At 58.2% G+C, this 13,684-nt stretch carries 13 protein-coding genes and 2 pseudogenes; 6 read left to right on the top strand and 9 right to left on the bottom strand.

What is annotated here, in order from left to right; genetic code table 11:
* Nucleotides 1-44 precede the first annotated feature (44 nt).
* Together NZU74_02210 and NZU74_02205 are read right to left on the bottom strand one after the other, a co-directional pair.
* On the bottom strand, nucleotides 45-263 hold the full coding sequence (locus NZU74_02210) for a hypothetical protein (GenBank protein MCS6880121.1): 219 nt from the start codon (nucleotides 261-263) through the stop codon (nucleotides 45-47).
* Between the two features lie 98 nt (nucleotides 264-361).
* Nucleotides 362-2,131, bottom strand: coding sequence for a CAP domain-containing protein (locus NZU74_02205; protein MCS6880120.1), 1,770 nt, complete (start codon nucleotides 2,129-2,131; stop codon nucleotides 362-364).
* A 416-nt stretch (nucleotides 2,132-2,547) separates the two neighbouring features.
* Here NZU74_02205 and NZU74_02200 point away from each other — a divergent pair, with 416 nt between their 5' ends.
* Nucleotides 2,548-3,120, top strand: a complete 573-nt coding sequence (locus NZU74_02200; GenBank protein MCS6880119.1) for a hypothetical protein — start codon at nucleotides 2,548-2,550, stop codon at nucleotides 3,118-3,120.
* 257 nt (nucleotides 3,121-3,377) lie between these two features.
* Here NZU74_02200 and NZU74_02195 read toward each other — a convergent pair whose 3' ends face one another.
* From NZU74_02195 to NZU74_02185, 3 genes are all read right to left on the bottom strand, one after another.
* Nucleotides 3,378-3,686 (bottom strand): YdeI/OmpD-associated family protein, encoded by a 309-nt coding sequence (locus NZU74_02195; protein MCS6880118.1) that lies wholly within the window; start codon nucleotides 3,684-3,686, stop codon nucleotides 3,378-3,380.
* Between the two features lie 86 nt (nucleotides 3,687-3,772).
* Entirely contained in the window at nucleotides 3,773-4,108 is a 336-nt protein-coding gene (locus NZU74_02190) for a transposase (protein ID MCS6880117.1), read from the bottom strand.
* 172 nt (nucleotides 4,109-4,280) lie between these two features.
* Entirely contained in the window at nucleotides 4,281-4,763 is a 483-nt protein-coding gene (locus NZU74_02185; protein MCS6880116.1) for a hypothetical protein, read from the bottom strand.
* Between the two features lie 184 nt (nucleotides 4,764-4,947).
* On the opposite strand from NZU74_02185, the gene NZU74_02180 reads away from it, so the two are divergent.
* From NZU74_02180 to NZU74_02170, 3 genes are read left to right on the top strand one after another with little or no spacing between them, the layout of a single operon-like run.
* The gene (locus tag NZU74_02180; GenBank protein MCS6880115.1) at nucleotides 4,948-5,076 is read left to right on the top strand and encodes a hypothetical protein; all 129 of its coding nucleotides are present in this window, start codon (nucleotides 4,948-4,950) and stop codon (nucleotides 5,074-5,076) included.
* A gap of 3 nt (nucleotides 5,077-5,079) precedes the next feature.
* A complete protein-coding gene (locus tag NZU74_02175) occupies nucleotides 5,080-5,421 on the top strand; it encodes a hypothetical protein (protein ID MCS6880114.1) in 342 nt (113 codons plus the stop codon).
* A gap of 49 nt (nucleotides 5,422-5,470) precedes the next feature.
* Nucleotides 5,471-5,608 carry a hypothetical protein gene (locus tag NZU74_02170; protein ID MCS6880113.1) on the top strand — a complete coding sequence of 46 codons (138 nt, stop codon included), beginning with the start codon at nucleotides 5,471-5,473 and terminating at the stop codon, nucleotides 5,606-5,608.
* Here the strand turns inward: NZU74_02170 and NZU74_02165 are convergent.
* The 3 genes from NZU74_02165 to NZU74_02155 form a co-directional block, all read right to left on the bottom strand.
* Nucleotides 5,605-5,796, bottom strand: a complete 192-nt coding sequence (locus tag NZU74_02165; GenBank protein MCS6880112.1) for a hypothetical protein — start codon at nucleotides 5,794-5,796, stop codon at nucleotides 5,605-5,607. The two genes, NZU74_02170 and NZU74_02165, sit on opposite strands and share 4 nt — an antisense overlap.
* A 688-nt stretch (nucleotides 5,797-6,484) precedes the next feature.
* Nucleotides 6,485-6,928, bottom strand: coding sequence for a hypothetical protein (locus NZU74_02160; protein ID MCS6880111.1), 444 nt, complete (start codon nucleotides 6,926-6,928; stop codon nucleotides 6,485-6,487).
* A 1,142-nt stretch (nucleotides 6,929-8,070) separates the two neighbouring features.
* Nucleotides 8,071-10,221 (bottom strand): Piwi domain-containing protein, encoded by a 2,151-nt coding sequence (locus NZU74_02155; protein MCS6880110.1) that lies wholly within the window; start codon nucleotides 10,219-10,221, stop codon nucleotides 8,071-8,073.
* 416 nt (nucleotides 10,222-10,637) lie between these two features.
* Between NZU74_02155 and NZU74_02150 the strand changes: the two are divergent.
* Both NZU74_02150 and NZU74_02145 read left to right on the top strand, forming a co-directional pair.
* A pseudogene (locus tag NZU74_02150) lies at nucleotides 10,638-10,799 on the top strand (phage integrase N-terminal SAM-like domain-containing protein).
* Between the two features lie 211 nt (nucleotides 10,800-11,010).
* Nucleotides 11,011-11,142, top strand: a pseudogene (locus NZU74_02145) (tyrosine-type recombinase/integrase).
* 294 nt (nucleotides 11,143-11,436) lie between these two features.
* On the opposite strand, the gene NZU74_02140 reads toward NZU74_02145, so the two are convergent.
* Complete coding sequence (locus NZU74_02140) at nucleotides 11,437-13,524, bottom strand: ADP-ribosylglycohydrolase family protein (GenBank protein ID MCS6880109.1); 2,088 nt, start codon at nucleotides 13,522-13,524, stop codon at nucleotides 11,437-11,439.
* Nucleotides 13,525-13,684: the final 160 nt, after the last annotated feature.

The raw sequence follows: 13,684 nt of genomic DNA, 5'->3' as shown, positions 1-13,684 counted from the left end.
GCGGCGCGATCCTGGACGAGACGGCAGACATCAAGCCCGACCCCTCAGAGAGGCATTTCCAGGAACCTTCGCGCGGCGGCGGCGCCGGCCTCGACATTCCAGCCCGGAATAGCCCGTTGCAGCATCTCAGGGGTGATGCGCGCGTCAGCTTCCACTAATGCGCGCAGGGCCTCATCGTCAGGCGGCGCCCCCTGCAAGCCAGGCGCGTCAGCGGCGTACTCTCTCAACAATTCGATGCCAATACAGGCCTTGAGCAGGCCCACCTCCTCGAAACCGTCCTGCGCGTCATAGTCGGCCCGCTGCCACCTGTGGCCGTCCCATCCGTAAATGAAACCGAAATCCGAAATGGCATCAATCCCATCTAATTTCTCTGCACCAGTGGCACATAGATTGCGGTCAACGCATCAACCACTATTAATCGAACTTGTACGCGGACGGGCGGCACACCGGTAACGTCTGTCGCTGAAATCGTCACGGCGCCGGAATACAGGCCATTGCTCAGACCGGCTTGATTCACCTCAACCCTGACGGTACTGCCGCTCATGCGGGTTTGCAGCCAGGGCGCGTCGCTGGCAACCTGCCAGGTAGATGCCGAGCAAGGCAACGTCACGTCCAGCGTCGCGCCGGGAGGCGGGCTGCCGTCCCGGACCGCCAGGAACGTCAACGCTGTCGGGGAGACGCGCAATGCGGGCGGGGTCGTGACGGCTTCGGTGATGGGCGAGAACCGGACGCCATCGGTGTAGCGCACCCATACGCCCTGCCCGCGATAGTTGCCGCCCGGAACCGGCCACGTCAGCGGTGAGGCGACCGGCTGTGGAGCGCTAAAGATGGAGACTGCGTCTACATAGACGTCGGCGCTGCCGCTGCGCCAGAACCGGAAACTCAAGAAGGCGTCGTTGGGGTTGGAGTGGAAGGTAAAGCTCAGGGGAAATTCCTGGTACTGATTGGGAGCGGTAAAGTCGGTTCCTCGAAGACTGATCGGCCCGTACTCTCTGCCGCCGCCCCTGACCGAGATGCGCGCCACTTCACTGTTCGATGTGTTGTTGACCTTCAGCCTGAAGTAGGCCACCATCGGCGTGTCCTTGATGAACGTTGTGTCCCACACCCAGGCGAAAGACTCGCCGTCGCCGGGATAGAGGCGATAGGCGGTGCCGCCCCACGCCGCTTCGTCGCTAACCCGCTCGCCATTGCCCCACGCTCGGTTGAAGGTCTCAAAGGTGTCATCGGCGAGCCAGCCGGGGCTGAACTGCACCTGCGGCAATCCATTCCCATCCAGGTTGTAGAGCGTCACGTGCGATCGAGTTGTGCTCAACTGCGCGGGGCCAAGCTCGTTGAGAGGGACATTCGCGCCGAGGTAAATGGTGTCGCTGACCGTCAGGGTGCGGCCGAAAACATCGCGCGTCTTAACGAACACCGATCGCCACCCCTGCCCGCTGTTGAGGGTCCAGTTCCTGCTGGAGGCAAATGGCTCCCACGACGCGCCTCCAAAGCAACTATCGTTGCCCACCATCATCTGCGTCGCTGCGCCTGCCCCTGCGAAGCCCCCGCCGGGCGTCCGGTTGTAGATATACAGAGTTACGGACGGGTTCGTCGTGGAGACGGCTTCGTTTTCGATGATAATAGGGGCATACACGGGATCATTGCCAAATTTCTGGGTAACATAGCCGCGCCCATCGCGGTCGCGCCGGTAGTAGCCCAGGCCAATCTCGCGCGAGTTGGGATCGAGCAGATTGGCTCGGTGACCGGGGCTGTTCATCCAGCCCTGAATGGCATTTTCAGGAGTTGCATAGCTGCAAAAGGCGTTCTCGGCCCCGGCAAGCCCCCGGTAACCAAAGGCTCGCGCCCGGTAATCGGGCCAGTTTCCGTTGGTATCCCGGTGATCGCAGAACCCTGCCGGGCGGTTCTCGGTCGAATCCCACGAGAACCAGCGCGCCGCATGGGTCAACTGGCGGTTCCAGCGCAGGGGCGGCAGGCCGTTATCGCGGCGAGCCAGATTAGCCAGATAAACTGTGCGGGCTTCGTCAAGCAGGAGCGTTGCGGTTTGAACCGAGGGATCGTAACCGCCCTGCGCCAGAACAGCAGAGGAGATCAGGAAAAGGATCAAAAAGCGAATCTTTCCAAAGCCCCTCATCAGGTGCGCTCCTTTGAGTGTAATAAAAATCAAGATCTTGAAAGCATCGCGCATCACGTGGTTCTGGCGAAGTATAATTCAACCTTGCCATCACTGTAAATATATTTGTATATTTTGTAATCTAAGAGGCAGGATGTAGGGTTGGGGAGGGGGAAGGTTTAGCAAAAAACCCGGTTCACAGACTCATCAGTTCCAGTTGCAGTCTGGCTGGCGCTTCGACCGCTATCCCGGCCAGGAGAGGCTCCCAAACTGGTATGATGACGTCGGCGGGCCGGGCTATCGCCAGACGGCCGCGGTCACGGCGAGGCTCAGACCCGATCGCGTCCCTATGGTTGCTTTTCGCTTGCAACGCTCCACCGCTACGACCCGTCGGCAGGCCCGGCTGACGCTCCTGCCCCGGGGCCAGGAGGCAGACGATGATCCATTCCAGAGCGTCGCAGCAGGCTCATCGAAGCTCCAGCGCGCCTGCCCGGCTGGCAAGACCTACGCCAGGCGCCCAGGCCGGCTTCATAGTGTTGCTGCTGAGCCTGTTGCTTGTCACGGCTTGTGAGAATACTTCGATGATGAACACTCCCGTTCATTCGGATCGTTCTCCCCTGCAAGAGCTATCCCAACCCCTCAACCAGGAGCAAGCGCTCGCCTTTATCGGCCAGCCCTTCCCCGCCAGCGCCAGCAACATCCATCTGCTCGGCGAGGCGGCGCTGGATACGCAGGTGATCGCCCGCTTCGATGTCCCGCGGCAGGACGTGGCGGCCTATCTTGCCAGCCTGGGCGTTACCGCGCCGCTGGAACGGAACTACTCCCCGTTCCTTTCGCCCGATCCCCCCCTGGCCGGCGCGGCGTCCTGGTGGGCGCCGCCTGTGGCCGGCAACGCAGCGGGCAACTTCAGCGGCCTCTATCAGCAAGTAGGGTCAAAGCACTACAACCTGGCGGTCATCGAAGCGGCGGAGGGCCTGGCGCGCGTCTACCTGCAAGTGTTCAATACGTGATTGCCCCCTGCGAGCGCGCGCAAAGCGTCCACAGCCTGTCCTTCGGCCCGGATGGACGGACCCCGGCGACCGGGGATCAGGCCGGGGTCGGGCGCAGCGGTAGGGCAACCCGGAGCCACGCTCAAGATAACGGATCATGCCCCGGCATCTGCTGCTGCGCCTGGTTCGGCAGGAGCGGCAACGGTTTCAACGGTGTACTCGGCGTGCATCACCGGCCCGCGCTGTTCGAGTTCAGCCGCTTGTTCAGCCGCCCGCACCTACTGCCGCCACTGGTCGGCACGCTGGTTCTTCTCAGCCCGTTGCGCGGTCTCGGCAACGCGCTTCGCCCGCGTCTCCGGCTTCTTTGCATTCACGATCCACTCCAGGATGCCTCGCTTGACTGATCGGGGAAACGTGTCGAAGTGTCGTCTCGCGTTGGGATAAGCCGCGAGAGCCTGTTCAAGGTCCTGAGGAATCTTAAGCGCCTCCACAGCGTCGAGTCGCGACCAGGAACCGTCGCGCCTGGCGGATTCGACCCTGGCAAGCCCGGCTGGCGTCATCAGGCCGGCGGCAATCAGTTTCTCCACTTTTCCCCCGCCCGTCGGTAGCCTTCGTCGGCCTCACACTGCGCGCCTGCCATCAGGTTCAGCGGCGCCGTTTCGTTCACATTGTTTTACAGCCGGTGGCGCAGGGTCAGGGCTTGCTTGGAGGAGCGGTTCAACTCGGGGGACAAGCGGGCCGTTGTTTCACCCTGGGCGACCCCGCGCAGGAACAGAACCGTGGGAGAAGGCTTCTGGCGGCTCTTTTCAAAGGCGGCGCCCGTCAGGATGGTAAACGCACTGTCGCACGCGCGGCAGCGATAGCCCGGAAAGGCTTGCCTGCGCCGAAAGAGGCGGCAGCTACGACTCCTGCAGTGAGGACAACACAGACCTGCTGGATACATGCGGCGCTCCTGCCAGTCCAGACTGGCCGCCTCGTCCATCAACTCGCCAATCGGAAGGGCGATCATCCTATCCCTCCAGTGCGCCATGCCAACCCTGCTGGAAGGAAGTCTACCATACCTTTGACACTAGCTTCAGATGAGCCGTCGGCTGCACGCTTTGTTAGACTGATGGGAGAGGTGCAAGATGACATTTCGGGCAGAGGAAGGTGGCATCATAACCAAGAACATCAGAGTCTGATTATGGTTGACCAATCCCTAGCTGCTTTTTCAGTTCTTCGATTCTTTTGCGAATCTCTGGCTCGTAGGTGTCAAAATTAGTTACTCGGTAGATATCGAGTGTGCTTTCAGAGACTGTACGAAATCCGGCATATCCGAACAGGACACCAATTGCAGCGACGAAGGCGTAGAGATAAAGTCCAAGATTTAGTTGAACTGAAACTAATATCGCCAGAACAAATGACAACGATAAGATGAGAACGATTAGAAAAAGACTGCTAAGCGCATGTAGTGTTTGGCCAGCAAATGTTGCATAGAAAAAATACGGCTCATTTCGCAACCTTTTAATGCGTTCGTATTCTGCTTGAAGATATTTCAGATTTTTATTGGCGAAACTTCGCGAAAGTCTCTCTCTGCGTAACTGAATAGTTCTTTTGACAGGATCTGTTATAAGATTTACTATGATGCCTAAAACAAAACCAACGATCAATTCTGGCACACTCATGCTCTATTCTCCTTTCGTCGTTTAAGTGATTTCTGCGTAGCCAAGCAATAAAGCAAGCTAGCTGGCGGAACTTGCCCTCATCAAGAACGATGATTGTGGTATTATTGGCGCCAACAGAGATTAGTAGACCTTATCGAGATTTGTGGTGTGATTCGCTCCTGCGACACCGAAGAGGAGCGAACCCATGCTACGTTATCACACCATTGCTGGACAGGACGCCCGCGTGTGCGAGTTGACCAGTCTGTCGGACACCGAGTTTACCGCACTCATGGCGCCCTTTGAAACGGCATTCCAGGAGCATATGCAGCAATAGACCATGACCGGCCGGCGGCGCACGACTCGCAGCTTCAGCGTCTATACCAATTGTCCGCTGCCAACGCCCGCAGATCGCTCGCTGTTCGTGCTGAGTTATCTCAAACATGCACCGCGCCAAGCCTATCACGGCGCGACCTTTGGCCTGATCCGGTCGAGCGTCAGCACCTGGCCGAATATGCTGATCCCGGTGCTCCAAACCGCGTTGTGCGTCGCCGACCTCGCGCCCGGTCGCGCGCTCGAGGAGCTGAAAGCGCGGATTGGTCTTACCGACGCGACCGCGCCGGAGTCCCCTTTTTCACGACGGCGCCGAGCGACCCATCCTGCGCCCCCAAGACCCAGGTGAACAGAAAGACTACTGGAGCGGCAAGACGCACGACCGCCCGGTAACGAACGTGCTCCTGGCCGACCGGACGGCGCGCATGTGGTTTCTCAGGGATACGTATGAAGGCGCCTATCGCGAAAAACCCATTGCCGACGCCACGCCGTATCCGTTGCCGCCGGGCAGCGAACTGCTGCGGGAGTTGGGCTAGCTCGGCTTCGCGCTCGCTGGCGTCACGATCACGATGCCGCACAAGAAAGCCAAAGGACAGCGATTGACCACGCACAAAAAAGCGATAATCGCCAGATTACGCGCCAGCGCGTGCGGATCGCGCACATCATCAGCGCCGTCAAACGGTGCGTCATCCTGAAAGAAGACCTCCGGCTCCGGGCGGACCATATCCGCGATACGGTGACGGCAATCGCGTGCAGCTCACACAATCTGCGGCTCCGCCATGTTCCTTGGACATACGCTACGTAAATCTCGATAAAGTCTATTGTTTTTTGATGGAAGATGAAGATACGCAGTTATAACAGAACGCTCGGAATATCAAACACGTTAGGACGTGATGGTAGAACGACCACGTGAGTGAAGGGTTTCAAGGGAGTAGCCAGCGGTTGACAGAGCCGCCCAACGGGAGCGTCAGCCGCGCCAGACTCGCGCCCGCCGCACGCACTCGCACCATGGTTGACAGAGCCGCCCAACGGCCTGCGTTTCAGCCGTCCGCGAAGCGCAGCGGAGCGGCGTCAGGTGGAAACACGTGTTAGGCGCAGTTTTTAAGCGCCGCACGCAACGCTCTTTCCTGCATAACCACATGACTTGCACCTGCAATGGCAAAAACTCTTCGATGCTTCTTTACAGCACGGATTACATTGGACACGTGCGATGCGTCACGGAAATAACCGGTCTGACGCGAAATCTCGTTCGTCAATCCACCTTGAATCAGAGGGCTTCCAACATCGTCGCTAAGCGTCTGCCAATCCAAATCTCAGCCGAATGCTTGTCTATATTGAGCGGAGAGACATTCCAACGGAGCGAGCGGCAATTCAAGAAGTAGTTTACCGGCAATCCACCTTGCAAAAATTGCTCATGTATTCTTTGTAAGGCGTTTCGCTTCCATATAGCGATACTGCACAATCTGCCGCACACAGTAGAAGAGCAATAATTGTTCTCCGGTAAAAGTCTTAAGTAGATATTGCACTTCTTCATCAAAAGAGGGTTCTAAATTGGCAACTGGAACGCTATGCAGGCTGCAAAGGCGACACAAGAATCCGCGCTCGCCTTCTTGTCTGATGATTTCGTCTCGCGGCAGCAATGTCTCGATGACACCGCCTTCTACCAGGGCAAAGTCGGGATGGAATCCTTTGAATCGCAACTCGATATCATCAAACATCGGGTCAGCAGGATCATAAATGTGGTTTGCACCGTAGTAAAGGAACTCGGCGCTTTCGCTTGGCAGTTGCAAAATATAAGGCGCTGGATGCTCGATGTTCTTGTATTCTGCAAACGTCATCGTCGCGGTAGCAACCATTAGTAAGACTCCGAAACGAAACCGCCAAGTCCGTTCAGGCGAGAATTGCGCCTAACGCCCTGCGCATCACCCGCCGCGCGAGTGCGTGAAACCACTGCCTCTACAAGACCGATTGCAAGCGCGTGAGGCCGCCGATTTGTGTGCGCGGTAGCGCGGTCGGGTGGATGCGCTTGTTATGCGGCCTCTCTCAACTTGAACTCTTTTGGCTATTCCTCGCCATCGCGATAAATCTGAATTGCATCTATATACATAGGCATAGTTGTAACACTGGTGCCCGGGGCTCCAGACAGTCCTCCTTGGAACAGAAATCCATTAGATAACACAAGTTGGCACAAAGGTTGTGGAGGAGTCCCTACTGACAATGCACACAAATCCAAGACAAATGTATTCCAGCCACCACGGTATCCCCTAATACCTTGACAGTTCCAGTTCTCCCCCATTGGAACACAAACCTGTGCCCAGACAACGTCCACCTCTTCATTCTCGGGCCAGTAAACTTGTCCCACAACCACGTCCGCTGTGAACTCCTGAGTCCAGCGGAAGGAGAAGAATGTCTGTCCTCCTGCCTGGACAGGCAGTATAGCTTTCAGCGCGTACTGACCACTAAAGGCATGCTCAGTTGATCTCTGCGCTCCTTCAGGCCACCCGTTCAAGTCGGCATCAGTCTCAAAATCGTAATAGGTCATCAAGTTCGAGGGCCAACTGCTGGCCGGCAGAACTATAATCTGGGTGCCTAGCCAGAAAAAGAAGGAAATCGTGATTACGTACAAAGCAGCTAAGCTTCCCCACCGCCACTTGGGACTGCTATCTGAAGACTTGAAGGCAAATCAAAAAACCCCACCTGCGAGGACTACATATCCCACCACAGAGGCGATTAACAGACTTTGAGGCTCACTGCCCCATTCAAGGACTGTGCCAATGAATCCTACAAACAGAGTAATAGTTCCCAGAAAAGCAGCTATTTTACTTAACAGATCTAGATAACCGTTGCTCGGTCTACTCATCCTCTCCCTCTCTGATGCTCTTAAGTGTACATTGGTATTTTTGAAACGTAGGCCGCATAACGGCTGGCGTTTCAGCCGCAGCGCGGAGCGAAGCGGAGCGCTGTCGGCTGGAAACGCATGTTATGCCGCCTATTCCTTTTACAACCAGAAAGGTACGTCTCCTTCCAGATCTTTGGGTTTGATGCCGAGTAATGACAACTCTGCAATTTTGTCGCTGTAATGAATCGTCACTGGCAAACGCGGCTCTCTAACAGAACCATAATGTAAGAGCGTTAGTGACAGTACAGAATGAATAGCGTTTTCAATTGGGAAAGTCGGTTCTGTCCTGATTTGAAGTGGACGCGGCGTGCTACCTTTGAAAGGAGGTAGTGAAGAAACCAGAAATACTTCCGTATCGCTTATTTTCAATGCAGTTCCCTTTGACGGTCTATCAAGGGTGGAAGTTACTGTACTTTGATAAAGACGGGGTGTCCCAGATTTGATTACTTCGACTAAATGAAACTCTGTTCCAATTTGTTTCGCCCACTCTTTCAACGCAGACTTTTCTCCCCCACGAAAATAGCCATCGCGATGAATCACAACGCGTTTACCTTGAAATTCTTTAAGAGGAAAAAGGCTACGCAGAATACCACCTGGTATTGTTTCCCCTTCGATCGGCGCATCATGGATGATATATCTTAGAAATTGGCCGTCGCTAAAATATATTCTTGCAATAGCGGTTGCATTCACCGTTCCCGACAGCCGTTGTTTCGCTCTACGAGCAATATCAATCCCAACGACAATATCAGCGTAAGGCAGAGGTTTCGCCAAAACAAATGGTATATTCTTTGTCTTTGCCAATATCCCCAGCACAATATTGTCCATCGCATATTGTTCAGAGAATGTATCTTCATAAACAACTTGGCTTGGGATGCCACATCGCATTGTCAATGATTTGAAAACATGATACATACTATCTTCTTCGTCGTCTCCCCATTCATCATCATGATGTGCGCTTCCAGGAAACAGGGCAAGGATAATATCAGGTTTTGCCATTTCTAGGCGATTTATTGCATTTTCCAAGTCTGCTCTTGAAAGTCTTTCGACCTTTTGTTGGCGTTGCCCATTGACTTCAACCGATTGAATAGAAAAATTCAATCTCTCCAGTGCCGCCTTAAGTTTTTGTAGAAAGGTCATCAATGCTTGCTGTGCAACTTGTGACGATGCGTTCACTATCCCAATTCTTATAGGGTGTTCTTTGTCAGGAAACGCGCTTGAACGTCTAAATACACCATGTTGTTCTAGACTTCGATAAATGCGTTGCCCTTCGCGGTGAGTTTGGTTGCAACCAACACGCAATTCGGGTACAAAGGCTACATCATTTGCTCTCAAAAATAATTGCGGTCTTGCTCTCGACTCAAAACCGTCCCCCAGAATTCCGTGCTTTTTGCCAATAGCAGCAATTTCACGTACAAGATTGTACCTGGTGAGAGGGTCAAGCCGTAAGGCTTTGGAAACTTGGCGCGGATCCACTCCAAATTTCTTGAGATCGCCCATTCGTACGATCGGGCGTAACATGCTAGCGATATAAATATACTGACTTGTACGCGTTTCAATTTTGACGGTCAGTTCATCATCAGGGGCGCGGCTAATCAGATTACGTGTTGTCTCATCGCTTGATTTGCTGAGAAGCCATTCACGCATTTCTCGAACATTGCCAGTAATCTCGACAATTGTTCCTTTTAAGTCCTTTGCTGTCACAGCTACCATCATCCCGATAAGTTCTTGCGGGCTTTTCAAGGTAGCAGCAAACTCGTGAAGCAACTGAGTATGAAAAATATTGGACGACACAGTTATAGAAACCGCTGGTTGATTGTTGACAGCCCAACCGCGCAAAGCATAATCGCGGTCAACTCGGATTTTGCCGAAATGCTGTTTTTTGGGTTCAAGCACTCTCCGAATCTCTGTTTGGTAGTTTGCAAGTAAACCACGAGCCGCAAATTCACCTAGTTCCCAGGCCGATGGTTCCCAGGTTGTATTAAAAGTAATGCTCTGTACATCCTTGAATGGTTCTTCTGTCCATAGTTGTTTTAGAAATTCTTTAATTTTGTCATCTTGAAGGCGCTTATCCGTAATAATCTGACCACCACACCATACCCAATTCCCGCCGAATGTGTTCCGCAAGCGATATGCTAATTTTCCGCCTATCGCAGAAGCATCGTCACTCACTGTTTTAATCATGTGAGCGAATAAGGTTGGTAATGCTTGAGGAATGACGAGAAACAGGTCAGCATGGATTATTTCACTCATAGACAGTTTCTCCTTTGAGATGGAGCATTCACTGAACTGTGCGCTGCCAGAAAGGATGCTTATGCCACGATATTAGGCGGCATAACATGAAGTAGACCGACCGCCTCCACCTATTCCAGCCTGTACTACATTAGACGGACAACTTTCCGCCTAATCCCGCCCTGTACGGTGTTCGGCTGCCCTTCGTCCGCCTATGCCGGCCTGCGCCATATTAGGTGGACAACCGTCCGCCTAATCCCGCCCTGTACGGTGTTCGACCGCTCTTCGTCCGCCTATTCCCGCACATGCCCCGATAGACGGATAACCTTCTCTCCTGAAACTCACGTACGACGAAGCCGCATCGTTTGTGTGCGTTGCGCGGTACATGAGTTGTGATGAGTATAGGTCACTCTATATCCGATGTAAAGGGGTTCCAAATGTCCTCTTCCGGCCATCCGCCCGGACTGCTCGATCAGGTGCGCGGCGCGCTGCGTCGCAAACACTACTCGCTTCGCACCGAAGAGGCGTACATCGGATGGGTGCGCCGGTTTATCCGCTTTCATACCCTGCGCCATCCGCGCGAGATGGGATCAGGCGAAAGCAGGTCGGCATCCAGAAGCGCGTCACCTGCCACACGTTTCGCCATAGCTTCGCCACGCATTTGCTTGAGTAGTCTGTAAACAAAGTCTTTCGCTACACCCCCACCCCCTCCCCAACCCTCCCCCGCCGGGGGAGGGAGTCCGGCCCCTCCCCCCAACGGGGGGAGGCTGGGAGGGGGGCGGAAAGGCCAGGAAACTTACTTTACAGACCATTGAGGCCGGCTATGCTATTCGCACCGTGCAGGAGCTTCTGGGCCACAAGGATGTGCAGACCACGATGATCTACACTCACGTCCTGTGCCGTGGGCCCGGCGCGGTGCGTAGCCCCCTCGATGACGAATGAGACCTGTCGGGAATACTGTTCACACCTGGGGTAACAGGAGAGCCTGGGAGCGCGGGCGTCTTGCCCTCGAAGCCACAACGAGGGCTGGAAGCCCTCGCTCCCAGGAGAAGTGTGAACAGTTGCCCCGGCGCGGTGCGCAGCCCCCTCGATGATGCATGAGACCTGTCGGGAATACTGTTCACACCTGGGGTAACAGGAGAGCCTGGGACGCGGGCGTCTCGCCCTCGAAGCCACAACGAGGGCTGGAAGCCCTCGCTCCCGGGAGAAGTGTGAACAGTTGCCTGTCGGGTCTCCCTACGCCCCGCCCGCCTCCACCCGTACCGCCGCGCAGTGCATGTGCCCCTCCTCCACCACCAGGGCCGCCGCCCCGCCCCTCAGCGGGGCGCCGGGGTCACGCATCGCGAAGATGGGCGCATCGTCCACGAAGGCCCGCAGCCACGGCCCTTCGACCGCCAGGCGCAGGGCGTAGCTCCGGTGCTGCTGCCAGACGAATGGCGCCTCGGCCAGCAGCGTGTCGGCGTCGAGGGCCCGCAGCAGGGCGATGCGCCCTCCCGCCCGCAGCAGCAGGGCGTAGAAGCGCCGCAGGCCGCCCACCCGCGCGGCGATGCCCGCCGCCGCGCAGAGCGACGGGGTGATCACCGCCTGCACCTCGTAGTCCCGCCACTCCTCGGCGCCCTGGATGAGCAGGCCCCGCCCGGCGTTCTGCGTCAGCCAGAAGGCTTCGGGCCGCTCATCGTCCCACTGGTCCACCGCGTTGACCCAGGCCCGCCGCCAGGCGCTGCCCGCAAAGGGCGGGCGGGTGAAGGTCACCTCCGGCGCGCCCCGCCAGCCGAGCCGGTCGAGGCGCAGGCCGGCAGGGCCCGAGACCGTCGCCTGCACCTCGACCCCGATGTCGGCCAGCGGCGCCCCGGCGGTGTCGGGCACCCGCCAGTGGAGTTCGACCTCCGCGCCGGGGGCCAGGGACACGGGCGGGCCGCTCAGCGCCTCCAGGGCATCCTGCGGGCCGTAGACGCGGGCGCTCAGACGCGTGACGACCGGCCCGGCGTTCGTCGCGTCGGCGATGAGCCGGGCGTACACCTCCTGGCCGGGGTAGAGCCGGGGCGAGGCCACCAGGGGGTAGCCGGGCATCGCCAGTTCCTCGGGCAGGATGAACACGGGGGTCGCCGCGCGGGCCGTCCCTCCCGCCGGGAGGGTCGCGCTGACAGCGAGTTGCCGCGCTCCCTCCGGGCCGACAAGGTTGCGCACCTCGGCCCCCGCGCCACGAAAGCCCTGCACCGACCCCGGCAGCGTGAAGTGGAACTGCGCCCCGCCCTTTGGCGCCAGCGGCGGCAGGCCGTGCAGGGCGCGGCCAATGTTCGCGACGCGCACGGCCTCGGTCAGGGCGTCGCTGATGGCCCGCCCCCCGTCGGCGCCGGGCAGGAAGAGCCGGTCGGCGATGGGGCTGCGCCAGTCGTAGGGGCCGGCGTCGAGGGCGGCCAGGCCGCCGCGGATCCCCAGCAGGCATCCGAGGTTGCCGGCGTTGCAGTCGGTGTCGAGCCCGGCGCTCACCACGATGCCCAGCGAACGCCCGAAGTCTCCGTCGCCCCACAGCAGGCCCAGGAGCAGGAGGGCCTGGTTGGGAACCACGTGGCAGCCGCCCCGGTAGCGGTCGTAGGCGTAGCGTTCGGCGATCAGGCGCCGCGCCGCGCGCCAGTCGGCTTCGCGGGCGCGCAGGGCGCGCAGTTCGATGATCAGCCGGGCGGTGGCGCAATCGGCGGGGATGCGGGCGATCGCCGCGTCGAGCAACTGGGGGATGCTCCCCTCGACGAAGGCCAGGGCCTCCATCGCCGCCAGCGCCCGCGCCGCGTGCACCGCCTCGCCGTCGTGGCTCACCGATGCGGCGCGCCCGGCCAGGTCGGCGGCCAGGTCGGGATCGCCCGGCGCGACCATGGCCCAGCCATCCGCGAAGATCCGTCCGCCGATCTGCTCGGCGACAATCCGCCCGTTGAGCGCGGCGGAGCCGCTGGCCGGCGCGGGAATGCCGCTCTTGAGGCGCAGGTAGGCGGTGTGCTCGGTGGACACGCCCAGGCCGCCCCACCAGATGCCCGTGCGCCCCTCGATCAGGTAGTTCAGCCAGGCGGCGCCGATCTGCGCCGGGGTGAGCGCCGGGTCGTTGCCATGGTCGGGCAAGGCCCGCAGAAAGGTGAAGGTCCCGGTGATATCGTCGTCGGTGACCACCAGGGGCAGCCCGAAGCGCGCATGCACATACCCGCCAATCTCCCCCACCTCGGCGCTGATGCGCTCGTGGGTCCACTGCTCCACCGGCCGCCCGAGGTAGACGCCGATGCACTTGCCGAGCACGCCAGCGTAGACGCGCTCCAGGTAGTCATGCGCGAGGGCCATGATCCGTGCTCCTTTCTGGCGAGGCGCGGGGAGGCGGCGTCTCCTGCGACTCCCTTGAACGGCCGCGGGGGTTGCAGGGACCGCAGGCCCCCGCAGGATTCCCCTTTCCGGCGGAGCGCGGCGCCGCCGCGCCCCACTGGAAAGAGGTTTTCGGAGGGGC

The organism is Chloroflexaceae bacterium (assembly GCA_025057155.1).
Classification (GTDB): domain Bacteria; phylum Chloroflexota; class Chloroflexia; order Chloroflexales; family Chloroflexaceae; genus JACAEO01.
Note: the sequence above shows the minus strand (reverse complement) of the source record. Positions and strands in the feature narration are given on the sequence as shown.

What these genes read in the sequence shown, in the direction of transcription:
- NZU74_02205 (MCS6880120.1), bottom strand. Translation starts at nt 2,131, where the DNA reads ATGAGGGGCTTTGGAAAGATTCGCTTTTTGATCCTTTTCCTGATCTCC.
- NZU74_02200 (MCS6880119.1), top strand. Translation starts at nt 2,548, where the DNA reads ATGATCCATTCCAGAGCGTCGCAGCAGGCTCATCGAAGCTCCAGCGCG.
- NZU74_02190 (MCS6880117.1), bottom strand. Translation starts at nt 4,108, where the DNA reads ATGATCGCCCTTCCGATTGGCGAGTTGATGGACGAGGCGGCCAGTCTG.
- NZU74_02185 (MCS6880116.1), bottom strand. Translation starts at nt 4,763, where the DNA reads ATGAGTGTGCCAGAATTGATCGTTGGTTTTGTTTTAGGCATCATAGTA.
- NZU74_02180 (MCS6880115.1), top strand. Translation starts at nt 4,948, where the DNA reads ATGCTACGTTATCACACCATTGCTGGACAGGACGCCCGCGTGTGCGAG.
- NZU74_02175 (MCS6880114.1), top strand. Translation starts at nt 5,080, where the DNA reads ATGACCGGCCGGCGGCGCACGACTCGCAGCTTCAGCGTCTATACCAAT.
- NZU74_02165 (MCS6880112.1), bottom strand. Translation starts at nt 5,796, where the DNA reads ATGGTCCGCCCGGAGCCGGAGGTCTTCTTTCAGGATGACGCACCGTTT.
- NZU74_02160 (MCS6880111.1), bottom strand. Translation starts at nt 6,928, where the DNA reads ATGGTTGCTACCGCGACGATGACGTTTGCAGAATACAAGAACATCGAG.
- NZU74_02155 (MCS6880110.1), bottom strand. Translation starts at nt 10,221, where the DNA reads ATGAGTGAAATAATCCATGCTGACCTGTTTCTCGTCATTCCTCAAGCA.
- NZU74_02140 (MCS6880109.1), bottom strand. Translation starts at nt 13,524, where the DNA reads ATGGCCCTCGCGCATGACTACCTGGAGCGCGTCTACGCTGGCGTGCTC.